The sequence below is a fragment of the Cryptosporangium minutisporangium genome (genome assembly GCF_039536245.1).
GTDB classification, from domain to species: Bacteria; Actinomycetota; Actinomycetes; order Mycobacteriales; family Cryptosporangiaceae; genus Cryptosporangium; species Cryptosporangium minutisporangium.
In genome coordinates, this window is sequence record NZ_BAAAYN010000017.1 from 534,496 (window position 1) to 559,180 (window position 24,685).

The 24,685-nt window shown below is 70.1% G+C and carries 21 protein-coding genes, 1 tRNA gene and 1 pseudogene; 10 read left to right on the forward strand and 13 right to left on the reverse strand.

Annotated features, from left to right (window positions below; translation table 11 throughout):
* Positions 1 to 5 precede the first annotated feature (5 nt).
* Positions 6 to 1,370 (forward strand): DUF1501 domain-containing protein, encoded by a 1,365-nt coding sequence (locus ABEB28_RS14260; protein ID WP_345728528.1) that lies wholly within the window; start codon positions 6 to 8, stop codon positions 1,368 to 1,370.
* Positions 1,371 to 1,521: 151 nt separating this feature from the next.
* On the opposite strand, the gene ABEB28_RS14265 is transcribed toward ABEB28_RS14260, so the two are convergent.
* From ABEB28_RS14265 to ABEB28_RS14275, 3 genes are all read right to left on the reverse strand, one after another.
* Positions 1,522 to 3,102 carry a globin domain-containing protein gene (locus tag ABEB28_RS14265; protein ID WP_345728529.1) on the reverse strand — a complete coding sequence of 527 codons (1,581 nt, stop codon included), beginning with the start codon at positions 3,100 to 3,102 and terminating at the stop codon, positions 1,522 to 1,524.
* A complete protein-coding gene (locus ABEB28_RS14270) occupies positions 3,099 to 3,815 on the reverse strand; it encodes a bifunctional DNA primase/polymerase (protein WP_345728530.1) in 717 nt (238 codons plus the stop codon). Before ABEB28_RS14270 ends, ABEB28_RS14265 begins: the two co-directional genes overlap by 4 nt.
* Before the next feature lie 1,023 nt (positions 3,816 to 4,838).
* Positions 4,839 to 5,480: a hypothetical protein gene (locus tag ABEB28_RS14275; RefSeq protein WP_345728531.1), complete on the reverse strand. Its 642-nt coding sequence runs from the start codon at positions 5,478 to 5,480 to the stop codon at positions 4,839 to 4,841.
* 628 nt (positions 5,481 to 6,108) lie between these two features.
* On the opposite strand from ABEB28_RS14275, the gene ABEB28_RS14280 reads away from it, so the two are divergent.
* Positions 6,109 to 7,050: a helix-turn-helix domain-containing protein gene (locus ABEB28_RS14280; protein ID WP_345728532.1), complete on the forward strand. Its 942-nt coding sequence runs from the start codon at positions 6,109 to 6,111 to the stop codon at positions 7,048 to 7,050.
* 162 nt (positions 7,051 to 7,212) lie between these two features.
* Positions 7,213 to 7,416 carry a DUF397 domain-containing protein gene (locus ABEB28_RS14285; RefSeq protein WP_345728533.1) on the forward strand — a complete coding sequence of 68 codons (204 nt, stop codon included), beginning with the start codon at positions 7,213 to 7,215 and terminating at the stop codon, positions 7,414 to 7,416.
* Positions 7,417 to 7,472: 56 nt separating this feature from the next.
* Here ABEB28_RS14285 and trxA read toward each other — a convergent pair whose 3' ends face one another.
* The 3 genes from trxA to hrpA are packed head-to-tail and all read right to left on the reverse strand — an operon-like array spanning position 7,473 to position 12,453.
* Positions 7,473 to 7,808, reverse strand: a complete 336-nt coding sequence (gene trxA / locus ABEB28_RS14290; RefSeq protein ID WP_345728534.1) for a thioredoxin — start codon at positions 7,806 to 7,808, stop codon at positions 7,473 to 7,475.
* A gap of 25 nt (positions 7,809 to 7,833) precedes the next feature.
* Positions 7,834 to 8,232: a MerR family transcriptional regulator gene (locus tag ABEB28_RS14295; protein WP_345728535.1), complete on the reverse strand. Its 399-nt coding sequence runs from the start codon at positions 8,230 to 8,232 to the stop codon at positions 7,834 to 7,836.
* A gap of 54 nt (positions 8,233 to 8,286) precedes the next feature.
* Positions 8,287 to 12,453 (reverse strand): ATP-dependent RNA helicase HrpA, encoded by a 4,167-nt coding sequence (hrpA, locus tag ABEB28_RS14300; RefSeq protein WP_345728536.1) that lies wholly within the window; start codon positions 12,451 to 12,453, stop codon positions 8,287 to 8,289.
* A 452-nt stretch (positions 12,454 to 12,905) separates the two neighbouring features.
* On the opposite strand from hrpA, the gene ABEB28_RS14305 reads away from it, so the two are divergent.
* The 3 genes from ABEB28_RS14305 to mug all read left to right on the forward strand — a co-directional run bounded on the left by ABEB28_RS14305 (position 12,906) and on the right by mug (position 15,978).
* A complete protein-coding gene (locus ABEB28_RS14305) occupies positions 12,906 to 14,138 on the forward strand; it encodes a serine hydrolase (protein WP_345728537.1) in 1,233 nt (410 codons plus the stop codon).
* A 326-nt stretch (positions 14,139 to 14,464) separates the two neighbouring features.
* Positions 14,465 to 15,322 carry an NAD(P)-dependent oxidoreductase gene (locus tag ABEB28_RS14310; protein ID WP_345728538.1) on the forward strand — a complete coding sequence of 286 codons (858 nt, stop codon included), beginning with the start codon at positions 14,465 to 14,467 and terminating at the stop codon, positions 15,320 to 15,322.
* A 77-nt stretch (positions 15,323 to 15,399) separates the two neighbouring features.
* Positions 15,400 to 15,978 (forward strand): G/U mismatch-specific DNA glycosylase, encoded by a 579-nt coding sequence (gene mug, locus ABEB28_RS14315; RefSeq protein WP_376980904.1) that lies wholly within the window; start codon positions 15,400 to 15,402, stop codon positions 15,976 to 15,978.
* An 80-nt stretch (positions 15,979 to 16,058) separates the two neighbouring features.
* Here mug and ABEB28_RS14320 read toward each other — a convergent pair whose 3' ends face one another.
* Positions 16,059 to 16,628 (reverse strand): hypothetical protein, encoded by a 570-nt coding sequence (locus tag ABEB28_RS14320; RefSeq protein WP_345728540.1) that lies wholly within the window; start codon positions 16,626 to 16,628, stop codon positions 16,059 to 16,061.
* A gap of 388 nt (positions 16,629 to 17,016) precedes the next feature.
* Positions 17,017 to 17,859 carry a hypothetical protein gene (locus ABEB28_RS14325; protein ID WP_345728541.1) on the reverse strand — a complete coding sequence of 281 codons (843 nt, stop codon included), beginning with the start codon at positions 17,857 to 17,859 and terminating at the stop codon, positions 17,017 to 17,019.
* Positions 17,860 to 18,182: 323 nt separating this feature from the next.
* Between ABEB28_RS14325 and ABEB28_RS14330 the strand changes: the two genes are divergently transcribed.
* Complete coding sequence (locus tag ABEB28_RS14330; protein WP_345728542.1) at positions 18,183 to 18,437, forward strand: site-specific integrase; 255 nt, start codon at positions 18,183 to 18,185, stop codon at positions 18,435 to 18,437.
* Positions 18,438 to 18,545: 108 nt separating this feature from the next.
* Here the strand turns inward: ABEB28_RS14330 and ABEB28_RS14335 are convergent.
* Positions 18,546 to 18,618, reverse strand: a tRNA-Arg gene (locus ABEB28_RS14335).
* Between the two features lie 208 nt (positions 18,619 to 18,826).
* Here ABEB28_RS14335 and ABEB28_RS14340 point away from each other — a divergent pair.
* The gene (locus ABEB28_RS14340; RefSeq protein ID WP_345728543.1) at positions 18,827 to 19,459 is read left to right on the forward strand and encodes a LysE family translocator; all 633 of its coding nucleotides are present in this window, start codon (positions 18,827 to 18,829) and stop codon (positions 19,457 to 19,459) included.
* A gap of 17 nt (positions 19,460 to 19,476) precedes the next feature.
* Here ABEB28_RS14340 and ABEB28_RS14345 read toward each other — a convergent pair whose 3' ends face one another.
* Positions 19,477 to 20,109 (reverse strand): CGNR zinc finger domain-containing protein, encoded by a 633-nt coding sequence (locus ABEB28_RS14345; protein WP_345728544.1) that lies wholly within the window; start codon positions 20,107 to 20,109, stop codon positions 19,477 to 19,479.
* Between the two features lie 39 nt (positions 20,110 to 20,148).
* On the opposite strand from ABEB28_RS14345, the pseudogene ABEB28_RS14350 reads away from it, so the two are divergent.
* A pseudogene (locus ABEB28_RS14350) lies at positions 20,149 to 21,063 on the forward strand (MFS transporter); the annotation flags it as partial.
* A 270-nt stretch (positions 21,064 to 21,333) separates the two neighbouring features.
* Here ABEB28_RS14350 and ABEB28_RS14355 read toward each other — a convergent pair.
* The 3 genes from ABEB28_RS14355 to ABEB28_RS14365 all read right to left on the reverse strand — a co-directional run bounded on the left by ABEB28_RS14355 (position 21,334) and on the right by ABEB28_RS14365 (position 23,634).
* Positions 21,334 to 22,407, reverse strand: coding sequence for a PLP-dependent cysteine synthase family protein (locus ABEB28_RS14355; RefSeq protein WP_345728545.1), 1,074 nt, complete (start codon positions 22,405 to 22,407; stop codon positions 21,334 to 21,336).
* A 70-nt stretch (positions 22,408 to 22,477) separates the two neighbouring features.
* A complete protein-coding gene (locus ABEB28_RS14360) occupies positions 22,478 to 23,422 on the reverse strand; it encodes a sigma-70 family RNA polymerase sigma factor (protein ID WP_345728546.1) in 945 nt (314 codons plus the stop codon).
* 53 nt (positions 23,423 to 23,475) lie between these two features.
* Entirely contained in the window at positions 23,476 to 23,634 is a 159-nt protein-coding gene (locus ABEB28_RS14365; RefSeq protein WP_345728547.1) for a hypothetical protein, read from the reverse strand.
* A gap of 108 nt (positions 23,635 to 23,742) precedes the next feature.
* On the opposite strand from ABEB28_RS14365, the gene ABEB28_RS14370 reads away from it, so the two are divergent.
* On the forward strand, positions 23,743 to 24,399 hold the full coding sequence (locus ABEB28_RS14370) for a TetR/AcrR family transcriptional regulator (protein ID WP_345728548.1): 657 nt from the start codon (positions 23,743 to 23,745) through the stop codon (positions 24,397 to 24,399).
* Positions 24,400 to 24,685: the final 286 nt, after the last annotated feature.

Consider the following 24,685-nt stretch of genomic DNA (forward strand, 5'->3'; position numbering starts at 1 on the left):
CTCGCATGCTGCTCCAGCACCCCGACTGCCCGGACCTCCGCGCGCTCGGCCCAACCCTCGGCGATGCCGTGCTGCGTGCCGAAGCCACTGCCGTCGAGGTCGAGAACGCCGCCGTCCGAGACGAGTGGACCCGGCTGAACGAGGCGGAGGAGGCGCAGGAGGAAGGCCGCGGGATCACCCGCCGGACCGTGCTCGCGGGCGCCGGCCTGACCGCCACCACGCTGCTGACCAGCCAGTTCCTCAACGTCCGCGCCTCGTTCGGCGCCACCGGCACCGGCACGCTGATCCACGTCTTCCTGTTCGGTGGGTTGGACGGGCTGAGCCTGGTGGCGCCGGCGAACGACCCGGTACTCACGAAGGTCCGGCCTTCGTTCGCGCTTCCGGCAGGCTCGTCGATCCCGCTGGCCCGCGGGTTCGCGCTCAACCGCGCGTTCGAGCCACTACAGAAATATTTGGACGCCGGGGAGCTGGGCTTCGTCCCCGGAGTCTCCGACCCACGGCTCTCCCGGAGCCACTTCCAGTGCCAGGACGCCTGCGAACTCGGCGGGCTGCCCAGCGAGACGCAGGGCCGCGGCTGGCTGGACGTACTGACCGAGAAGCTCGGCACCGGCACCGCGTTCCGGTCGATCGGGGTGGGCAGCACGCTGCGCCGGTCGCTGGTCGGGACGCAGGGTGCGCTGGCGCTGCGCAACCTCGGCGCGCTGGCGATCAACGGCGACGAGAAGTTCCGGCAGCCGACCGCCGACGCGATCAAGACGATGTTCACCGGGCTCGACCACCCAGCGGCCGAGTCGGTGGAGGCTGCCGTCGGCGCCCTGGCTACCGCTTCCAAGATCAGTTCGGTGTCTTACGCTCCCGCGAACGGGGCTCAGTACCCGGCCGGTCTCGGCGACGGCTTCAAGACGCTCGCCCAGCTGATCAAGGGCGGGGCCAACGTCCGCACCGCCGCCGTCTCGATGGGCGGCTTCGACACGCACAGCAACCAGGGCACGAACGGCGGACACCTGTTCAACCAGTTCACCCAGATCGCGAAGGCGCTCCGAGCGTTCTTCGACGACCTCGGGGACGCCCGGAAGGACGTCACGGTCGTGCTCTCGTCGGAGTTCGGTCGCCGGGTCGCGCAGAACGGCGGCGGTACCGACCACGGGCACGGGAACGTCGTGACGATCCTGTCCGGAAAGAAGCTCGCCAGTTCGCTGATCGGCGAGTGGGGCGGGCTCGGGACGCTCGACAACGGAGACGTGCCGGAGTTCAACAACATGTTCGACGTCTTCGGCACGGTCGCCCAGGCGCGGTTCGGCTTGTCGGCGGCCGACGTCTCGGCGGTCTTCCCGAAGCGGAAGTTCGCGCCGCTGAAGATGTTCGCGTAGACGCCGAGCTCTGCGCGCTCTGCGCCCGGGGCGGTGTGCGTTTCGGCGCCCTATGGCCTGCCGAAGTGCACACCGCCCAGCCGCACGCGGCGCCGCTCGTTTCCTGGGGGGAGGGGGCGCCGCGGTGCGTCACTCCGCGACACCCCCTCCCCTATTCCTGGGCGGGGGCGTCGCCCAGGTCTGGCGGGTCCGACACCGCTGCTTGCGCGGGTCGGACCGGTCGGATGGTCGTGGTGGTCGTCGCCGACGGCCAGCCGGTGCCGACGCCCCGGAGCCCGGCACTCGAAGCCGCAGGCCGCGGAACCACCGGCCCATCGCCGGGCTCGCTCGGGGGCACCGGAGGCGCGGCCGACTCCCCGACGGCCGCGGATCCAGTGACCTTCACGTGCGAGTCGCGCGGCGCGTCCAGGTCGCCCGGTTCGAGTCGGAAGACCTCGGTCGGCACGTCCTCGGCCGTCGGCGGGCGCGGCCCCGGAACGATCGGTGCCCGCTCCGGCACCTGCCGGGACTCGGCGACGTCTGGACGCTCCATGGACTCCCGCGGTGCGGGAACCCCCGACCCGCGTAGGTCCAGGTTCTGCGGTGGCGCCACCTGCGGCGGCGAGTCGTAGACGTTGGGGTCGACGGGCGGCGGCATCGGCGCTGCTTCGGCGCTCGGCTCGGTGTTCCGAAACCGGGAACCCCAGGTCCACGGGTTCCGCGCCCGGCGCGGACGCCCACCCCGCCCGGCCGCCGAGGGCCCTGGTTGCACCGGCGGCGTCGACGAGACAGGCGGCGGCCCACTGACGGGCGGTCCGCCCGCCGACGGACCGGTACGGCCCGGCGGAGGCCCGACAGCACCCGGCAGAGGCCCGACAGCACCCGGCAGAGGTCCGGCAGCACCCGGCAGAGGTCCGGCAGCACCCGGCAGAGGTCCGGCAGCACCCGGCAGAGGTCCGGCAGCACCCGGCGGAGGTATCACCGCGCCCGGCGGGGGCGGCACACTGCCCGCCGCTGGGGACACCGGCCGCACCGCCGGCGGCCCGAGCCGCGGCGCCGGCGACACCGGCCGCACCGGAGGCGGCGTCGGCGGCACCGGGGGCGGCGTCGGCCGCGGCGGCGCGTCGACGTCGTCGACCCTGGCGAGGCGCTCGAACAGCTCGCCGCGGTCGAACGAGACCGTCTGATCCCGCGCCGGGTCGACGCGGTCCTCCGGAGCCGAGCCGTCCGACGGCGGCTCCGCCGGCTCCACGTAGGCCCGCCAATACGCCGGGGACACCTCGGGCTCCCGGGCCGGCGTGGACGAGGACGCCGCCACCGCGCCCTGCATCATCTGGGCGGCGAGCCACTCGTACACCTCCATCCAGGCCGATCCGAGCATCCCGCCCTCGGAGTTCGGGAACAACTCCCGCACGGCCCGCACCAGCGCCTGCCCCACGTACGGGTAGTGCTCCGCCGGCACGCCGTGGTACGTCGCGTGTTCCGCGCCGAGGCGGCGCAGGTCGTCCTCCAACGTCGCCATCGCGTCGAGGATCTCGACCGCGCGCAACAACTCCTGGACGATCCGCTCCCCGTGCAGACGGAGCTCGGCCGCCATCAGCTCCTTCGTCCGCGGCGCGAACGTCGGCAGGTGCCGGTACACCGCCGCCGAGAGATCCACCGGCCGCGCCGCGATCGCCGTCCGGGACTCCCGGAGCAACACCATCGTGGTGGAGTCCGGGCGGCGGATCTCTTGGGGCAGCCGCGGGGTCATCCCGGCCGTCCGGTTATGACCGAACTCTTCTCGACCGGCGCCTGCTGCGGTCGCTTGATCTCAGGCAGGCGCGGAGGGGGAAACGTGTTCACGGGCCGGGCTCGAAAGCTGAGCGCGACGCGGAGCGCGTCGCAGACCACGGCCGCCGGTGGCAGCCTCCACCCACATTCCTGCGGGGACCGGAGCCATCGCACCTGGCCGGTCCGGACCGTCGACGGCGGCAGGGTGACCCACGAGTCCTCCCCGTGCAGCAGTACTCCGGCGCCGGCCGCGGTGAGCCACAACTCCTGGCCGGGCCGCAGCTGCTGGCAGAAGAGCTGCGCCTGACCGACCTTGGAGCTGGAGATGGGCGCGAGGTACCCGTCGGCGCGGAGCCGTTCGTCGATGACCGTCACGACGTCCTCGGCGCCGTCCACGACGCCGGGGCCGGTGCTGGTCGGCATCAGTAGCGCGTACGGGTGCCCGGTCCACCAGCGGTCGACCTCGGTGGGCGTCTTGACCACGCACTCGGCGACCGTCGCTCGGCACCGATCGCCGGCCGGGCCGATGCCGGGGTCGACCGCGTGCGGGCTGGACGTCCGGCAGCGCGGGCGACCACAGCGGTAGCGCTGCAGCTGCGGCGACCACCACGCGCCCGGTGCGACCGGCCAGCCGGCCCGGAGGTACTCGTGGGCCGCGGCGGTCAGGACCGCACGCTCGAGCCGCGCGCTCATCGGGCCACCGCCGCTCGAACCCTGACCGCACCTGCCGCGGCGTCTTCGGGGGCGGCGTAGGACCAGGAGACCGCCCAAGCCGTGGCCTCGACATGGGTCGCGCCGACGTCGAGGCCGGGACGTGGTGCCGCTGGCAATGGCACGGTGGCTGCGACCTGGACGATCCCTAACGCCCTACGGCCACTCTCGTCGGGAAAAATGTTCCGTGCCATGCAGCACCCCTGTCCTTCTCTACCTCGCAGCGCGTCCGGTTCGCCACGGACACCGCTTTTCCATTCACCAGAGAGGCCGATACGGGAGACGACGACGCACCCGGTCGTTTACGGCCCCGGCGAATAATCCGATCATGACACCGCGGCGCCAATTCACCTCGTAGCCGGAACTCATTTCGCCGTTAACAGATCCTTAGTTACCGGTGTGACTGGAGTGGCTGCAAAGAACTATTCGCCATCTCAGATAGCGAGTCACTTAACAAAGCCTCAGGCCAACGACGACTCTCGTCACACCGTCCACACCAGAGCCTCGAGGACCCTGGCTATACGCTGGTCAGCGCCGTGCCCAAACGGCCGATCAGAACAAGCCCCAGGGCGTCGGATCGCCCCGAAAGAGTGCGGAACGTCGCTTTTCGCGAGCCCGTACGGATCGTTGCCTTTTCGTGATCGATCCGTCGGCCGAGACCCGTATCCACTCGTCACTTCGTTGCGAATTGTCGCCCTCGGGAAATAGCGGAATTCGATCCGGAAAATTGCCCGCCATCGCGGGATCCCGGCCCACTTCCGAAGAAGACCCGCCCAATTCATCGGGACATATGTCCCGCCACTCCGGGACGAAAATGGCGACTCGCAATTTGCACGCTATCAGCGCGAGAAAACAGCGAACAACAGCCCCGCAGAGGCCGGCTGCACCGCTGCAGGACGCCACCGGCACCGGGCGCCCGAGCCCCTCACCCCCTGCCGACGTCGGGCACAGAAAGAAGGCCTACTCCGGCGTCGTTGCCGGAGTAGGCCTTCTGCTCGAGGTAGGTCAGCCTCGCGAGGGGAACCCCTCGAAGTGACCTCCGTGGCGTGCGAATCGCGCCCAGAGCGCCGACACCGTCCGATCGTCCCCGAGGGCGACGGCGACCGGCTGACGCACGACCTCGACCACCACCAGGTGCGGGTACTGCCCGCTCGTCTCGAAGAAGTCGACGTCACGTGCCCAGCAGGCGGATGCGATGGCCGGACGCGCGGCGGCGACGTCACCGGCGCCGATGCCATCGGGGCACCACAGGTAGACCCGCTCGCCGTAGGGCTTCCGGCACGTGAACAGCACGGCCGGGAGCTTCCCCCTGGGCGACACCACCCCGGCTTCGGCGCAGGCCACCCGGATCCGGTGCGGGGTGATCACCGTCCACACTTCGGCGAACGCCCATCGACGCAGCGGCGGCACCAGCGCCACCACGGCTAAGAGCGCGGTGACGACGCTCAGCCCGGTCAGGCCTCCGAACGCTCGTGCGCTCGCCCACCACATCAACGGAACAGCGGCAACCGCCGCACCTTCGTACCGCCACCGCCAGAGGACGGTGGTCGGTAACGGACGTGCGACCACCGGTCGCGCCGGCCAGTCGGGCGCTGCGCCGCGGCGCAGCACTCCGGTCGGCGGACGTAACTCGGCAGCTCGATCCACCGTCTCTTCGCGGTGATCGTCTTCCCCACCCTGATGCCAGCCTTGCGGCCCCGAGTTCATCTGGCACCCTCCATGCCGTGGTATCCGGTTGTGCCGAGCACCAAGCCGGGACCAGACCGGCGTGCGCCGCCGGCTCCGTCCGCCGATGACGTCGTCCATCCGCGTAAACGGGAGATCCCGCAGCCGTGCCGGCTACGGGAGGAGTCGAGACTTGGTGGGTTCCACTGGATAACGGCGACCCGCCACAGCGGTCCGCTCCGAGCGAGACTTACGCACCCAATAAGCTCGCGATACGAAAGGGCCCGCCCCCCGACTGGCCGGGCCGTGTGCACCGGTTGCTCGTTGGCTACCCTCCCTTACAGGTAGTAAAGATCCTGGCACGCGCGGGACGGTGAGGGCAAGTGCCACTGGCAGTCGTCGAGCCGACAGAAACCGCAATCGCCAGAGCGGATTCGAGCCACTCCTGTCACTTCTGCAACAGGAGCGAGAAAATCCCAGAAACGCCCCTCCTAGCTGCCGGAACGGGATTCCCGCGACACTCGGGCAGCCTTGGATCGCGACACATCTGCGATTGTTGCCACCAGTGTGACCACTGTGATCGGACGACTGGTAACGTCCCCGCCTGGCCATGGCAAATGCCATTCCCACGACAACGACCCCTGTCTCGGGAACGGTTTGTCATGGCCCTGAGGAGCAACTAGCCGTGGTGGGAGAACGCACCCCGACCTTGCGTCGGCGCGAACTCGCGGCGCGGCTGCGAGCGCTTCGCCATGCGTCCGGAAAGACGATCGAGGAGGTCGCCAGGGAGTTACTGTGCTCCCCGACGAAAATCAGTCGAATCGAAACCGGTCGACGCGGCGCGGTTCTCCGCGATGTGCGCGATCTCTGCCGCTTGTACGACGTTTCACCCGCCGAGCAGGAACACCTCATGGCGCTCGCGCGGGAGAGCAAGGAACGCGCCTGGTGGCAGGGGTACGACATCGACGCGTCCTACCGGACCCTCATCGGCCTGGAGTCTGCAGCCACCGCTATCTCCGACTACCAGCCGAATGTGGTGCCCGGTCTGCTCCAGACGCCCGACTACGCGCGGGCACTCATCCGGGGAGCAGGTGAAAGGAGAACCGAGCAGGAGATCGAGGAGAAGGTGACGCTCCGGATCAGCCGCCAGCGGATCCTCGATCGTCCCGAGCCGCCGTACGTGTCGTTCATCATCGACGAGTCCGCGACCCGTCGGCTCGTCGGTGGCCGCGAGGTGATGGTGCGACAACTGGACGCGCTCCTCGCGGCCTGCGAACGGCCACAGATCGGCCTGCAGGTGCTCGACTTCGAGGCCGGCGCTCACCCGGGATTGCCGGGCAGCTTCGGTATCGCGGAAATCGAGGAGAGCCCAGCTTCGAGCATCGTCTTCGTCGAGGGCCACCAAGGTGACTTCTACTTGGAGGGATCCGCCGATCTGAAGCGCTACCGGCGCATCTTCGACCAGCTCAGATCGATTGCTCTCTCGCCGAAGAGTTCCGTGGAATTCATCACCGCAGTGCGCGACCAGATCCGCGCCTCCGAGCCCCGCTGACCGACCGCGCACAACGCGGATCCCGATCCCGAAGCAGCGCAGAACCGGCGATCAACCGATCGTCGGCGCTGCCGCAGGTCCCGCCCATGACGCCGCACGGCCGCCTTCGGGACGACCAGCCAGACCAACTTCCTTCCCGAACCAGCAGCAAGGCGGACAAGCATGGACAGCAGCGAGTTCTCAGCGGCCGGATGGCGTAAGTCCCGGCACAGCTCCACGATCAACTGCGTCGAGGTGGCGGAGACGCCGACCCTGATCGGCGTACGCGATTCGAAGGACCGCGGTGGCCCGGTCCTTCGGTACCCGGCCGGCCGCTGGGCCGCATTCCTGAGCGGCGTCAAGCTCGGAGAGTTCGACCGCCCGTAACGAAAGCCGCACGCACGGAGCCGCCCGACCGGCGGCTCCGTGACGCACGAGCGAAGTCAGAGCGCCGGCTCCAGTTGCGCAACGAGGCGCGACTTGGGCTGGGCGCCGACGACGGTCCGCACCGGCTCCCCATCGCGGAACAGCATCAACGTCGGCGCTCCGAGGATCCCGTAGTCGCGGGTGGCGTTGGGGTTGACGTCGATGTCCAGCGACACCACCCGCACCCGGCCTGCCCACTCCTCGGCCAACGACTCGAGCACCGGCCGGACCCGCTTGCACGGCGCGCACCAGTCGGCCCAGAAGTCCACCAGTACCGGCACGTCGGACATCAGGACCTCCTCTGTCCAGGTCGCGTCGGTCACCGGCTCGATCGAATGTGCAACAGCAGACACGCAGCCTCCTTCGGTAAGGAGGAGGTCAGCGCAGGGGCGTGAACGCGCAGAGCGGATCCGGCGCCGCAGCACCGTCGAGCGAACCCCCGGCGACCGCCGCCGTCAGGCGAGCTCGCACGGCCGACAGGCTGGCCACGCAGTCGTCGATCTCCGCGATCTTCCGCCGGTAGACGGCGACCGATGCCGGGCACGAGTCGCCGCTGGCGTACCCGGCGCGTAGGCACTCGACGAACGGCCGAGTCTCTTCGAGCGCGAACCCGATCCCGACCAGCGTCCGGATCTCCCGGACCACCTGCACGTCGGTCTCGTCGTACTCGCGGTAACCGTTGCTGCTGCGTCGAGCCGAGAGCAGCCCCAACGCCTCGTAGTGCCGCAGCGCACGCGTACTCGTCCCGACCCGCTCGGCCAGTGCACCGATCCGCATCGCCGACCTCCTCGAAACCAACGCTAAAGCTTGACGCGGACGTCAAGGCAAGGCCTAAACGACGACGCCACCGCCCGCAGCATCCATCGCACGGTAGATCCGCTGCTCCGAGATCGGGTAGGCGGTGCCGAGCGACTGCGCGAACAAGCTCACCCGCAGCTCCTCGATCATCCAGCGGATCTCACGCACGGCGTCGTCCGTGCGCCGCTCCGGTGGAAGCCGGTTCAGCCAGTCCCGATACACCTCGGTCACCTGCTCGATCCGGTCCTGCCAGCCCCGATCGCGCGCCGGGTCACGCCGCACCGCCTCCAGCCGCCGCTGCATCGCCTGCACGTAGCGCTGCACGTTGGCCAGCCGCCGACGTCCGGTCGCCGCGACGAACCCCGGGTAGACCATCGCCTCGAGCTGCGCCTGGACGTCCGCCCTGGCAGCCGCGGGCACCGACGGCAGCAGCGCGGCCACGGCGTGGGCGGCGGTCAACACCTGCTCCACCCGCTTCAGCACGTCGAGCGTCGTCTCCACCAGTGAACCCCGGACCGCGTCTCGCAGCTTCGCGAACCCGGAGGCGTCCCAGGCCGGGCCACCAGCGGCGGCGATCAGCTCGTCCGCGGCCGCGGCGACGCAGTCGGCCAGCAGCCCCGGAACGCTGCCGTGCGGGTTGCGGCCGAGCGCCAACTTCGCGCTGTTGGACAGCGACGAAACCACGGTCTTGTTCGGCGAGGGCACGGTCAGCAGCACCAGCCGTCGGGTCCCGGTCAGCATGGCGCGTCGCTGGTCGGCCGGGGTGTCGAGCAGCCGCACCGCGACGCTGTCGCCTTCGTCGACGAGCGCCGGGTAGGCCTTCACCAGGTAACCGCCGCGCCGCCGCTCGACGACCTGCGGCAACGTGTCGAGAGTCCAGGCCTTCAGCCCGGTCTGCTCGAGGTTCAGCACCTCCGTCGCGGTCTCCCCGCCCCCGTCGGTCCCGTTTTCGGATATCGACGCCGAGCCACGGGCACCGTCGGCGCCTGGTCGATTCGGGCCGGCACCGGTCGGCGCAGCAGCCTCGGCACCGCGGTCCCCGCGACCCCTGCCGTTACGTCCGCGGCGAGACCGGCGTGGCTCCTCGGGTGCGGTGAGTGCGGTCGCGATCGCGTCGCGCACCTGCGGCTTGAGCTCGCGCTGCAGGACGACGAGGTCCTTGCCCTCGCCGACCCGGCGCCCGCGCTCGTCCTCCACCCGGAACGTCATCGCGAGGTGGTCAGGGATCCGGTCGTCCTGCCAGGCGTCGACCGGGAGCGAGATGCCGGTCAGCCGCCGCAGCTCGGCGACGAGTGCGACCGGCAGCGGGCCATCCTCTGGTGAGATGCCCGCCAGCACGGCCTTCGCGACGTCCGGCGCCGGAACGAAGTTGCGCCGCAGCTCCTTGGGCAACGACCGGATCATCGCGGTGACGACCTCGTGCCGCAGACCGGGCACCTGCCAGCCGAACTGGTCGGGGGTGATCTGGTTGAGCACCGCGAGCGGAATGTGGACGGTGACGCCGTCGGCCGCGGTGCCCGGCTCGAACTGGTAGGTCAGCTTCAGCCGCACACCGTCGGCGTCCCAGAAATCGGGGTAGGCGGTCGTGATGTCGAGCTCGCCGGCGGCCTGGCTGACGAGCATCGCCGCCGAAAAATCGAGCAAATCGGGCGTCTCCCGCGACGCCTTCTTCCACCAGCTGTCGAAATGGCGGGCCGAGACCGCGTCGGCCGGAATCCGCTCGTCGTAGAAGTCGAAGAGCGTCTGGTCGTCGACGACGAGGTCGCGACGGCGGGCCCGGTGCTCCAGCTCCGCCGCGGACTTGAGCAGCTCGCGGTTCCGGCTGAAGAACTTGTGGTGGGTACGCCACTCCCCCTCGACCAGCGCGTGCTGGATGAACAGGTCGCGGGAGAGCGCCGGGTCGATCTTTCCGTAGGTGACCGTCCGTCCGGCGATCAGCGGGATGCCGTAGAGCGTCACCTTCTCGGTGGCCAGCACGGCGCCGCGCTCGGCGTCCCAGTGCGGCTCGCTGTACGTCCGAATGGCGAGGTGACCGGCGAGCGGCTCGACCCACTCCGGCTCGATCCGCGCGGTGATCCGCCCCCAGAGCCGGGACGTCTCGACCAGCTCGGCCGCGACCACCCAGCGTGGCGGGCGCTTGGCGAGCGTCGAGCCGGGGAAGATCGCGAACTTGGCGCCGCGAGCCCCGTAGTACTCGGTCAGCGGACGCCGCCCGCGCGCAGGCGGCTCCTTCGCGTTCGCCCGCTCGTCGCGCATACCGATGTGCGAGAGCAGGCCCGCCAGCAGCGAGACGTGAATGTTCCGGCCGTCGGTGCCGGGGTCGGCCTGGCGGTCGACGGTCACCCCGAGCCCGCGGACGATCTGGCGGAGCTGTCCGTGCAGGTCCTGCCACTCGCGCACCCGCAGGTAGTGCAGGAACTCGGACTTGCAGAGCCGCCGGAACCCGCTGCCCGACAACTCGCGCTGCTGTTCGCGCAGGTAGTTCCAGAGCAGCAGGTAGGACGAGAAGTCCGAGTGCTGGTCGGCGAACCGCTTGTGCTTCTCGTCCGCGGCCTGCTGGTGCTCGGTCGGGCGCTCCCGCGGATCCTGGATCGACAGCGCGGCGGCGATCACCAGCACCTCGGGGACCACGCCGTTCTTGTCGGCTTCCAGCACCATCCTGGCCAGCCGGGGATCGATCGGTATCTGCGCGAGCTGCCGACCGACGGCGGTGAGCTGCACACCGTCCGACTTGGTTTTGGTGTGGAGGGCACCGAGCTCGGACAGGAGCTGAAGACCGTCGGTGATGTTGCGTTTGTCCGGCGGTTCGACGAACGGGAACGCGGCGATGTCGCCCAGCCCGAGCGCGGCCATCTGCAGGATGACCGACGCCAGGTTCGTGCGGAGGATCTCCGGGTCGGTGTACTCCGGGCGGGACTCGAAGTCGGCCTCGGTGTAGAGCCGGATGCAGATGCCGTCCGACAGCCGGCCGCAGCGGCCCTTGCGCTGGTTGGCCGAGGCCTGCGAGATCGGCTCGATCGGCAGGCGCTGGACCTTCGTGCGGAGGCTGTAGCGGGAGATGCGGGCGGTGCCGGGGTCGATCACGTACTTGATGCCGGGGACGGTCAGCGACGTCTCGGCGACGTTGGTGGCGAGCACGATCCGGCGGCCGGAGTGCGGCTGGAACACCTTGTGCTGCTCGGCGGCGGCCAGCCGGGCGTAGAGGGGAGCGATCTCGGTGTTGCGCAGCTTCTCTTTGCCGAGCGCGTCGGCGGTGTCGCGGATCTCCCGCTCGCCGGAGAGGAAGACCAGGATGTCCCCGGGGCCCTCGCCGGACAGCTCGTGCACGGCGTCGATGATCGCCTGGGTGACGTCGCGTTCCTTGTCGGCGTTCTCGTCATCGGGGTCGACGACGGGCCGGTAGCGGACCTCCACGGGGTACGTGCGGCCGGACACCTCGACGATCGGCGCGTCGCCGAAGTGTTGGGCGAACCGCTCCGGGTCGATCGTCGCGGACGTGATGATGAGCTTCAGGTCCGGACGCCGGGGCAGCAGCTGCTTGAGGTAACCGAGCAGGAAGTCGATGTTGAGGCTTCGCTCGTGCGCCTCGTCGATGATGATCGTGTCGTATCGGCGCAGGTCGCGGTCGCGCTGGATCTCGGCGAGCAGGATGCCGTCGGTCATCAGCTTGACCACGGTCTCGTCGCTGACCTGGTCGGTGAAGCGGACCGTATAGCCGACGGCGTCGCCCAGCTCGGTACCGAGCTCCTCCGCGATGCGCTCGGCCACCGTTCGGGCGGCCAGCCGGCGGGGCTGCGTGTGGCCGATCAGACCCCTGATGCCGCGCCCCAGCTCGAGACAGATCTTCGGGATCTGCGTGGTCTTCCCGGAGCCGGTCTCACCGGCGATGATCACGACCTGGTGGTCGCGGATCGCGGCGAGGATCTCGTCCTTCTTCTGGCTGACCGGCAGCGCCGGAGGGTAACTGACCTCCGGCACGTTGTCGCGGCGGGCCGCCAGCTTGGCTGCCGCCTGGTCGACCGCCTCGGCCGCCGTGCGCAACGCCGTCTGAGCGGCCTCGGGGTCGCGAAGACCGCCGACCCGGTCCAGCTGGCGACGCAACCGATGCTCGTCGCGAAGCGTCAACTCGGGTAGGCGTGATCGGAGGTCCGCGATGTCAATCGGGGCTGCGGTGGCCACCGGGGCCGATTCGTTCGTCATTGCGCCATCCAGCGTAGGCGGGCGAAGGCGATACCGCCGACTGCGTTTTGCCTACCGGTTACTGATCAGGCAATTCACAGGCAACTACGCGGTCGTTCACAGCGTGGCCGTGTTTCACAGGCTCAGGCCGCCGTGGGCGTGGTCCAGGCGGCGGTCCGGCAAGGCGGAGGTTCGTCCGACTGCCGCTCGTTTCTTGGCAGTTGTATCCGGACGGGCCGACAACGCGGCCGGTCGTCGTCTGGGCCTCGGCCACGGCGGGTTGCTGGCCTGTGAAGCATGGCCTAACTCTGTGCTCGCGGCCGAACAGTGAGATCGCGATCTCAGGGTCACCCCCGATGCCGCGAGCCCTGAGTCAGGAGATTGTTGGAGTAAATCGACGATGCCACGCGTTGGAGGAGCGAGGAGGGAGGCGACCGTTGCCGATCGTGTACAGCCGCAGTGACGCGGCGTCTATGCCCGGACTGCCCGCGCTAGCGGATCGGCAGTCGCCCCTGCTGCCCTCGACGCCGGTCGGGCGTCAGGTGCAGTGGCTCTGCGAGGTGTCCCACCGGGCGCCGATCTCGGACGCCGAGCTCCGTGCCCACACGTCGTTGCCCTCGGTCTCCACCCCGCCCGGGCTCCGCGTCGAGTCGTTCCGCGCCCAGCCCCGGCAGGCCGAGCGGCGGGCCTACGCGGTGCTGCGGGACGCCGACGGCGACCGGCACCACTTGATGCTGGAGACCGACGCGGCCGGTCGTATCCGCGCTCTCCGCTTCACCCCTATTCCTCGGTCCTGGGCCGAGCTGGGCGACACGGTCCGGGGCCTGGCGCCCCGCGCGTCGTTCCTGGCCAGCGAGATCGACCGGGACGGGCAGATCCGGCCGGTGTACGGCGTCGCGCCGACCACTCCGCGGCCGATCGGCTCTGCCATGGCGCTGTACGTGCTGGGCGCCCTCGCGCACGCCGCCGGTCAGGGTCGGCTCCGCTGGGACGAACCGCTCGCGGTCCGCGACGCGTGGAAGACCGATCTGACGTCCTCGGTGGGCTCGGTGCCCGACGGCACCATGCTCGCGCTGCGGCGCTACGCCGACGACGCGATCTTCTCCGGCGACGCGTCCGCGATCGACCACCTGCTCGGGCGGCTCGGTCGCGGTGCGGTCGAAGCGCAGCAGGTCCGGTTCGGCCACGCGCAGATCGGCGCCAACCTGCCGTTCCTCACCGCCCGCGAGACCACTCAGCTCAAGACGCATCCGCACGTGGGCGAGGAGTACCTCGCCACCGACGGACCCCGGGAGCGGCTCGGCTACCTGCGGGACGTCGTCGCGCACCTGCCCCGGCCCACCGGTTTCCCCGACGAACCGCGCTTCACCGACTCGGTGGAGTGGTTCGCGTCCCCCGCCGACGTGTGCCGGGCGTTCGCCGGGCTCGTCCGGCAGGCCACGACCCAGCCGGCGGTCGGTGCCGTGCTCGGGCAGCAGGGCACTGCGTCCCTGGGCCTGGACGTCGGGCGCTGGCCGGTCGGGTGGAGCAAGGGCGGCGCCGAGCCAGGCGTCGTCACCGAGAACTTCCTGGCCGGGACGCCGAGCGGGCGGACGTTCGCGGTGTCCCTGATGGTGACCGACCCCGACCGCCCGCTCGACGTCGACGCGACCCGCGCCGTGCTGCGCGCTTGCGCCGCAGGCGCGTTCACGCTGCTGCTGGGCTGACCCGTTCTGGCTGCCCCGCGACGCCGCGCCATGGGGCGCCAGCCCAGGCGAACGCCGCGCGGTGACGCCCCACCCCGACCAGCCCCGCGCGGCACGCGCCCGACGCCGGCGCTACCCGCCCGACCGAGCACGAGTCGCGCGCCTGACCTCACCGCCGCCCGCGCAATGACGTCGAATCGGCCTCCGAGCGCGCTGTGAAGGCCGATTCGACGTCAACGGGCGTGGGACCGCGGGCACGCGCGCTCGCGGGGTGTGCGTGGTTCGCGGGCCGGGCTGGGGGTGCGGCCACCAGGCAGGCGCGGAGGGCCGGAGCTAGCGTTGCGGGCATGGGAGACACCACTGTTGCGTTGCTCGGCACCGGGGTCATGGGTGCCGGAATGGCCCGGAACATCGCGGCTGCGGGCTTGGCCCTGCGGGTGTGGAACCGCACCCGCGCGAAGGCGGAGCCGCTCGCCGCGGTCGGTGCGGTCGTGGCGGACACGGCGGCGTCCGCCGTGGACGGCGCGAACACCGTGGTCACTATGCAGTTCGACACCGACTCGGTGGCCGCGGCGATCGAAGCCGCCGACCCGGCGCCGGGAACGGTCTGGATCCAGTCGGCCACTGTCGGCGTCGACGGCGCCGCCCGGCTGGCCGACCTGGCCGCCGCACGGAACCTGATCTACGTCGACGCGCCGGTGCTCGGTACCCGCAAGCCGGCCGAGGACGGCACGCTGGTCGTGCTCGCGTCCGGCCCGGACGACGCCCACGAACGGTGCGCTCCGGTGTTCGACGCGATCGGGGCCCGGACGCTCTGGGTCGGCCCGGCCGGGAACGGCTCGCGGCTCAAGCTGGTGGCCAACCTCTGGGTCGCCACCGTCACCACGGGAGTGGCGGAGGTTCTCGCGCTGGCCGGCAGCCTGGGGCTCGACCCCCATTTGTTCTTCCAGGCGGTGAAGGGCGGTGGCCTGGACGCCCCGTACGTCCACCTCAAGGGCGGGGCGATGCTCGCCGACAACTATGCTCCGTCGTTCACGATGGAGGGCGCCGCGAAGGACACCCAGTTGATCGTCGCGGCGGCCGCGGAGAACGGGCTGGACCTGCCGGTCGCGCGGGCGGTCGCCGAGCGTTTCGCGGCCGGGGTCGCCGCCGGGCACGCCGAGCTGGACATGGCCGCCACCTACCTCAACTATCGCGCCGAGTGACCGGGGCACGTCCAGGCGGGCGCGGAGAGCGACGGCCCGCCGCACGATCCGCCGCGGGCGCGCGTCCGGCGCAGGGTTTGGAAGTGGGTGCGCCGACCGGCCGCCCGCGGCGCCCGACCAAGGCCGACCTGCAGGCCTCCTACGACCTCGCGATCCCGGACACCGTCGGCCCGGGCCTGCGGGTGCTGTTCTGCGGCATCAACCCGAGCCTCTGGTCCGGCTGGAGCGGGCACCACTTCGCCCGCCCGGGGAACCGGTTCTGGCCGGCGCTGCACCGCTCGGGCTTCACGCCGCGGCAGCTCGATCCGTCCGAGTCCGATGCGCTGCTGGCGCTCGGACTCGGCAACACCAACCTGGTCAACCGGGCGACAGCCCGCGCCGACGAACTCACGCCCGACGAGCTGCTGGCGGGCGGGGAACGGCTGGTCCGCACGGTGCGGCAGTGGCGTCCGGAGTGGCTGGCGGTGGTCGGCGTGACCGCGTACCGGGCCGCGTTCGGGCGGAAGGACGCGCGGATCGGACCGCAGCCGGAGGATCCGCTGTTCGCGCCCACGCAGGTCTGGGTGTTGCCGAACCCCAGCGGCCTGAACGCTCATTACGACCTCCCTGCCCTGGCCGCCGAGTTCCGACGGCTCAAAGACGCGGCTGAGCGTTAAGCCGTCTGTTAACCGTCTTGTGCGGTTGGGGACGCATGATGTTTTTGGGACTGCAGTGACCCCAGTTCCGTTAAGCCCGTTCATTGACCTGTACGTTCGTCTCGTCCCCTTGGTTCGTGGGAGGTTTCCCGATGCCGGTTTCTGTCGTGCTCCGGGGAGGCCCCGTTCGGGAGCGGGTCATCGACCTGCCAGTGGACGAGGCTCCGGAACTGCTGCCGATCCAAACTGCTTCCGGCGAGACGCCGTACCGGCGCACCGGAGCCCGAGACAAGCAGGGTCGCCGGGTGTACGAGCCGGCACGGCTGATCGACCGCCTGATGCGCTGACGCCTCACCGCGGAGCACGCTCCCACTGGGCGGCCCCAGGACGGGGCCACCGTTAGTATCGGACTGCTCGAGGAGACTGCGCAGCTCGCCGCTCATCTGGACCAACTGGTCGGCGTGGCGAGACTGTTCCGCGCTGCGTCGGTAGTCCTCGGCAATCCCGTTGATCGCCGAGATCGAGTCCGCGATCTCGGTACTACCGCTCGCCACCCCGGTGACGCCCCGGTTCATCTCCCCGGTGGTCAGGTCCTCCACCGCGGCCGCGATCGTCGCCTGGCCTTCGGTGATCTGGGTAATGACATCGGCGATCTGCCCGATCGCGGCCACCACGGCACCCGATCGCGACGGTGTTCAGCATGAATACCCAGGCGAGCAGCGCGGGTGCCGCCAGGCCGCAGGAGATCTCGACGTCGACCACCCGGCGATCGGCTCTCACCAGCGGACGCGGCGGGTCATGCAGCGGTCAGGGCGCGCGGGTTGTTGTCGACCAGGGTCTTGGCGATGCGCACTCCAGGGCCTCACCGAGCCGGTACAGCTTTCGGGGCCGCTCACCTGGCAGTGTCGGTGGCACGTCGGGGCCGGTTGCGGGCTTCAGGTCACCGTCGCGGACCCACCCGCAAACAGCTGCCTGACTGACGCCGCACCAGCAGGCGACCTGCGCACGGGTCAGCATTCGAGCAGTCAACCAATGGGGACAGAAGTTTCCTCGGTGATCTCAGCGTCGCCGCCGACGGAGGTAGACGGCTCCGAAAGCCACGACGGCCAGAACAAGCGCCCCACCGAGCGCGACGGCGGTCCATGCCCACCCCGCCGAGACGAACTGCAGGACGTCGGACGCGAGACCGACGATGGCCAGCAGGGAGGTTACTGCGGCGGCCCCGACGAGTGCCTGGATCACCGAGCGGGATCCGTGCGCCGTGGACTCGGGTTCGACCTCGGCCGGTTCTGGCTGATTGGAGGGGCTGGGCCGTTGAACTTGCGAGTCAGTGGCGGCCCGCTGCACAGCGTTGACGAGTCGCGTGACGTCGTAGTTGAAGGTTTCGTTGCGAAGTTCCAGGTAAGGACGTTGCACGAGCGGGCGGATGGCTGGGGAAAGTTTGCGGGCTTTCGGTAGCCGGGCGCCGCCCATCAGGACTGGAATGACCGTCTTGTTGTGGGTGATCGCGTGGGCGATGTTGGCCAGCGCCACATCTCTCTCGTCCGTCTTACTGGCCGACCAATCGGGACCGATTATCACGAGCAGCACCTTGTAGTCGCGGCCAGCCGCCCCGATCGCCTCCCGCCAGCGGGAGTGCGACACCGCCACGGGGGCTATCACAGCCTGCTCACCGAAGGCTGCCTTCAGTGGGAGCGCGAGGACAGCGGCGGCCACGGGGCCAATAGCGGCGACGACGGGCCAATCCGATGGCAAGTATTCGATCAGGACCGTGGCAGGGTCCGTGGGCGCTGAGGCTGCGGAGTCACGCGGATCCGACATGGGAATGTTGCTGGACTCGTGGACGAACCCAAGGTCCGCAGCGCTCACATCTGCGTGCTGGCCTACGTCGTGATCGTCCAAGACGCCCCCTGGCGGCGGCCCGTTCTGATCACTCCACGGTAGGACGACCCCGCCCGGCTGTCTCGCCTACCGGCTCACTCGGGGGTTCGGAGCCGTACTCCTCGTGAAAGCGGCGCGAGAACTCGGCCTGCGCCTCGGCGAATGCCCCGCTGCTGCTCGCGGTCGAGGTGGTCAGCGGCCCGGGTGAGGGCGGCAGCCGCCTCACGCTGCCCCGGCACGCGCTCCAGGGCAGAGGGGCGCAGCGCGGCCCTCCAGGTGACCAGAGCCGTCTTCTTTTCGGCCCGGAAGACCGTCCACCCAGCGGGGCGAACTCGCCCCGCGACATGGGAACGCACAGCAGGCCCCGGTACCTGTCCGACGTGGCTTCCTGCAACGCGCACGGGCGGCGCCGAGTGGAGCCGTACTCGGCGCGGTCGACGCGCCAGACTTACCTGGCGCGGGTGGCGAAGATCGACGACGTGGTGCTGACTGTGCGGGCTGGTCACTCGGACGTGGCGGTGACGAAGCGTCACTACATCAAGGTGGGCATCAACGACCTCGCGGAGGCGACTCGCGCGATGTCTGCGTACTTCGACTAAGCAGTACGAGCGTTACGGTGCAACGGGCGCGCAACGGGCAAACAGAAGGCCCTCCCCCGGCATCCCGGGAAAGGGCCTCTGACCTGCTGTTTCTGCCTCAACCATGCGCGCGCTCGGAGGGACTCGAACCCCCAACCTCTTGATCCGTAGTCAAGTGCTCTATCCGTTGAGCTACGAGCGCGGGTCGTTCGGTTCGAAAGCATAGCGCAGCCCCAGGGGTGCTTGCTGGGACCCCCGTCCCCCGTCGGACACGCTCGATTCGCCGACCGCGAGTGCGAGGGGGGCGCTCCCGACCCGCCCCGCCGACCGTTCCGGGGCTGCGGCCGCGGGGAGACGGTGGGGCGGAAAGACACTAGGGACAACGGGTTGATCTGGCATAACGTGGCTGAATGCCTCCCCCGTCCCACCTGTTGGCGTTCACCGTCACCGCACTCATCATCGTCGCCATTCCCGGGCCGAGCGTGCTCTTCGTGATTGGGCGGTCGCTCTCACTCGGGCGTCGTGGCGGCCTGATGAGTGTGCTCGGGAACACGTTGGGGATGCTGCCGCAGATCGTCGCCGTGTCACTCGGTGTGGGTGCGGTGGTCGCGAAGTCGGTGCTGCTGTTCCAGCTCCTGAAGTTCGCCGGAGCCGCGTACCTCGTCTACCTCGGCGTCCAGGCGATCCGGCACCGGCGCTCGGCGGCCGAAGCGGAGCCGGCGCAACCGCAGTCCGCGCGGCGCCTGATCTGGCAGGGGTTCGTGGTGGGGCTCACGAACCCGAAGTCGATCGTGTTCTTCGTCGCGGTGCTACCGCAGTTCGCCGACCACTCAGCGGGCCAACTACCGCTGCAACTCGCGGTGCTGGGCGTGATCGTGGCGACGATCGGCTTGGTGCACGACAGCCTGTGGGCGATGGCCGCGGCGACGGCGCGGCAGTGGTTCGCGCGCTCCAAGGATCGGCTGGCCCGCCTGGGGGCGACGGGCGGCGTCATGATGATCGGCCTCGGTGCGACCCTGGCCCTCACAGGGGCGAAGGAGTAGCTACCCCCGTCAGCGTCTTAGCTAGTAGCGTGAGCCACTCGGCGCCGAGCCGTCAGACGTCGCGCTTTGGCGTGCGTGCCGCAGTCTTCCATCGCGCACCAGCGCCGGGACCTGTTGCGACTTTGGTCGAGGAACAGCCAGCCACAGCCGCCCTTCTCGAGCGGGCAAGCCCGGAGCTGCCGGGTGTCCACGGTGCGGAGAAGGTCCACCGCCGCCGTCGCCAGGCGGTCTTGGACCAGCATCGCGGGGGTCGTGCCGACGTCGAGGCGTACCGGCTCCCGCGGCCCACCGAGGACCAGCGCCGACCGCGTTGTTGCCGCTGCCCACCGCAGTGAGAGGGCATCCAGCTGCGGAGTAGCGTCCGCCGCTAACCCGAGCACGGCGAGCAGGGCGCCGTACGTCGCCTCGCGCACCTCGTGCGTGGCGCGCACCGCCTGATCGCCCGTGGCCGGCGACGACGCCCAGGCACCGCGGACCGCCACCGCCTCGCGCGCGTCGAGCAACCCGGCGCGCTGGCCCCAGTCCAGTAGGTCATCCGGAGTGCGGAGATGCTCGCGGAAATCGGTCGCCCCGGGCACCCGCGGCTCGACGGTGTTGACCAGGTCGAGCGCGAGGTGTCCGCCAACCATGCGGATATCACTCGGCGCCATGAGGTTTACGCTACCACCAAAAGGTGTTACACCGGAATCATGGCGAAGGCACTCGGTGCACTGTTCGCACTATCCCTCTCAACGTTCATGTACGTGACGGTGGAGACCCTCCCGATCGGGTTGCTTCCCCTCATCGCCGACGACCTGGGCGTGTCGCCGTCGGCGGTCGGTCTGCTCGTCACCGGGTACGGGCTGGTGGTGGTGGCGGCGTCAGTCCCGCTGACCGCGTTGACCCGCCGGTGGCCCCGCAAGTGGGTGTTGGTCGGTCTGCTCGCGGTGCTGGTGGCGACCACGCTGGCGTCCGCGCTGGCCCCGACGTACTGGGTGCTGCTCGCCGCACGGCTGGTGACCGCGTTGAGCCAAGCATTGTTCTGGTCGATCGTGACGCCGACCGCCGCTGCGCTGTTCGACGAGCGGATGCGCGGACGGGCGGTCGCGGTGCTGTCCGGCGGCAGTTCGCTCGCCGCGGTGCTGGGGGTCCCGGTCGGGACGTGGCTCGGCCAGCAGGCCGGTTGGCAGGCGGCGTTCCTGGCGATCAGCGCCCTGAGCCTGATGCTGCTCGCGACGGTGGCCGTGCTGTTGCCGTCCAAGTCGGCGGCTGCGGCGTCGACCGCCCGCGGCACGGCACCGGACGCCGGTCGATTCTGGGTGCTGATGGCGACGATCACCCTGGTCGTCACCGGTGCGTTCGCTGCCTTCACGTACATCAGCACGTTCCTCACCGACGTGAACGGCTTCGCGTCCGAGGCGATCGGACCGCTGCTGTTCGTCCGTGGCGTGGCGGGCGTCGTCGGGGTGGCGCTCGTCGGTCTGCTGATCGGCCGCGGCGCCTGGCGGACCATGGTCGTGTTGGTGGTCCTGCAGGCGGTCGCCCTCGGCCTTCATTACTACTCGGGGGACGCCCGGGCCGTGGCCGTCGTGGCGGTGGCGCTGGGCGGCCTGACGCTCGCCGGTCTGGCTACCGCGTTCGGCGTGCGGCTGCTCCAGGTCGCGCCGGGCAGCACGGATCTCGCGTCGGCGTGGACGTCGACGGCGTTCAACGTCGGCATCACCGCGGGGGCGCTGATCGGCGGGGTGCTGCTCCCGGCGTTCGGGGTGCGGAGCACGGCGCTGGCCGGAGGTCTGCTCACCGTGGCGGCGTTGATGATGTTGGTGGCCGAGCCGCTGCTGTCGTCGGCCCGCCGCCGGGCGTCGGACGGGTCGGTTCCGGAGACCGGCGGCCGGTCAGTTCCAGGGACCACCGTCGAGGAAGGTCTGGATGGCCGCGGCGTACGGCCCGGGGTCGAGGCCGGCACCGAACGCCCAGCCGTCGTCATGGACGGTGACCAGATGCCGGTCGGCGGCGTCGCACGCGAGGGAAACGACCGTGCCGCGCTCGCCCCGGTCCCGCACACCGGCGACCAGGTGCAACGCTCCCCACAGGTTCGCGCCCGTTGACCCACCGACGGCGAGGCCGGTAGCCGTCCGGACGGCGCGAGCCGCGGCCACGCTCGCGGCGTCCGGTACCGGCATCACCAGGTCGACGAGCTCCGGGATGAACCCGGGCTCCATCCGGGGCCGGCCGATCCCTTCGATCCGCGACGGCATCCCGGTGGCGTAGTCGGCCGCGCCGGACGCCCAGCCCGGGAAGTACGCCGAGTTCTCCGGGTCGACGAGGGCCAGTCGTGTACTCAGCCCGTGGTACCGCACGTGCCGCCCGATCGACGCCGACGTCGCGCCGGTGCCCGCACCCACGACGACCCAGTCCGGATCCTCGCCGGTGACGTCGGCGACCTGCCCGAACAGCTCCCCGGCGACGTCGTCCCCACGCCAATCGAGTGCCCGTTCAGCCGCGGTGAACTGGTCGAGATAGTGACCACCGACGGCGTCCGCCAGCCGCTGGGCGGCGTCGTAGATGGCCAGCGACGGCGTGACGAACTCGCACCGGCCGCCGTACCGTTCGACCGCTGCGGCCCGGGCTGCATTCGGCGCACCCGGCATCACCGCGACGTAGGGCAAGCCGAGCAGGCGGGCGAAGTACGCCTGGCTCACCGCCGCGTTGCCGCCGGTCGCTTCGACCACCGTCATGCCCTCGATGATCCGGCCGGAAGCGATCGCCTGCCGGAACATCGCGCGAGCGGCGCGGTGCTTGAGGCTCCCGGTCGGGAGGGCCGACTCGTCCTTGAGCCACAGCGAGACGCCCCAGTCGGCAGGGAGCGGGAAGGCGCGCAGCGGCGTGGGCGGGAGCGCTGCGGCCTCGGCGGTCAGCCGCGCGATCGCCGCACTGGCCCAGCGACCAGGTAGTTCGCTCGCGCCCATGCGATTCATCCAAGCAGACCAGGGCTCACCAGCCGCCGCCTGCGCGCACCGGGCGCGGAGCTGCTCTGCGTCACGCCTGGAGGTCTGCCAGGACGCGGGCGCGGGTGGGGTGACGGAGCTTCCGCATCGCGTGGCTCTCGATCTGGCGGATGCGCTCCCGGCTCAATCCGTGCTTCTTGCCGAGCTCGTGCAGGGTTCGGGGCTCGTCGTCATCCAGTCCGTACCGTTGGCGGATCACAGTCGCTTCCCGCTCGGACAGCGTGCTCAGCACGGTGTCCAGATAGCCACGCTGCCAGCGGGCCGCGACGGTGGCGGCAGGGTCGGGCGCATCGTCCGGGATCAGGTCACGCAGCTCGGTGCCGGCGTCCGTACCGACCGGCGTGTGCAGCGAGACGGTTGGGCGGTCGTACCCCAGCACCAACTCCACCTTGTCCACGGGAAGGTCCAGGTGCGCCGCGATCTCGCTGGAAGTGGGATCCCGATCGATGTCCTGGGCCAGCGTGCGGCGGGCACGCGTCACCCGATTGAGTACCTCCACCAGATGAGCGGGCAGCCGGATCGCGCGGCTCTGGTCGGCCAGCGCACGACCGATCGCCTGCTTGATCCACCAGGTGGCGTAGGTGGAGAACTTCAATCCCCGCTGGTGGTCGAACTTCTCCACCGCACGCATCATCCCGATGTTGCCCTCCTGGATCAGATCGAGGAGCGGTAGCCCACCCGCGGCGGCGTAGCGCTTCGCGATCGAGACGACCAACCGAAGGTTGGCCTCGATCATGTGCTGCTTCGCGCGCTTCCCGTCCGCCACTCGCTGCCGCAGGGCCACGCGCTGCGCCGGATCGAGCCGATCGCCGTCGGCGTCCAGTTGCTGCTGGGCCACCGTCCCGGCCTCTACGCGCTCGCCGAGGCGCACTTCCTGCTCCGCAGTGAGCAGCGGAGTGCGGCCGATCGTCTTCAGGTAGTCGGCCACCGCGTCGGTCGTGAAGCCAGCGGCTGAGGTTCGGGTATTCGCAAGCAAGACGCGAGTCCTTCCGAATCGGCGACAGGGCATGAAAGCAGGCGGAGGAGTTCTCAGCGACGACCCGGGATCCGGCGCGGCCGGTTCTGGAAGGCCGACAGCGAGGTGCGCTGCCGCGTCGCGGGGATGCGGTGGTCGGTGCGGGGGCGGCGCGCCTTCCCGACTGGGCGGCGGTCGGCGGCGGTGGGGGTGCTCGGGGCGGGGGCAGCCATGTGGATCTCCATTCCGTGCCAGGCGATCACCGGCAACGACCTAAACTTAGGTCGAGCCTAGATCCATGTCAAGAAAAAACTTTGGTTCGACCTATGTATAGTCCGGGCATGACCGCTCAGACGACCGGACTCAGAGCCCTCAAGAAGCGCCAGACCAGGGAAAACATCGCCAGCCAGGCGACCCGACTCTTCCTCGAGCGGGGTTTCGACAACGTGACGATCGCCGACGTGGCAGCCGCCGCACAGGTCGCGAAGATGACCGTCACGAACTACTTTCCCCGCAAGGAAGACCTGGCCCTGGATATGCACGACGTCTTCGTGCAGCAGCTGGCCACCACGGTCCGCGAACGGGAACCGGGCGAATCGGCGCTCACCGCGCTACGCCGCGCCTTCCTCGCCGCAGCGGCCGCGCACGATCCGGTCATCGGGTTCTCCGGTCCCCAGTTCGCCCGCATGATCATCGAGAGCCCGACGCTGGTGGCCCGCCTCCGTGAATTCCACGACGACCGGGAGCAAGCCCTTGCCGCCGCCCTGGCCGACGCGACCGGCGCCCCGGATGACAACGTCATGCCCAGGGTTGCGGCGACCCAGTTGGCCGGCGTTCACCGGCTGCTGTTCGAGGAGACCACGCGTCGCACGCTGGCCGGGCAGGACAACGACGAGATCGCACAGGCCGTCATCCGGTTCGCGGAGGTCGCCTTCGACGCCCTCGCGCCCTCCCTCGCCGGCTACGCGACCCGCCCTGTTGCGGAGGCGACTTCGTGATCTCAGGCTCTGATCACTGACTGTCCGATGGAGCCGTCACGCAGCCGGTCGTACAGCGCCGACACCGGGTGCGCGGCAACGCGAAACGGCTCATATCCGCCGAAGCAGATACGAGCCGTTGGGAGCGGAGGCTGAGGGATTTGAACCCTCGATGGGGGATAAACCCCAAACCGCATTAGCAGTGCGGAGCGTGGGGTCCGCTGGTGTCCGTGGACGTCCCTGACCTGGGGCGGCGGACGCGGGCGGACCCCTTCGTACGTCCACGAACTGAGACCCGAACTGAGAC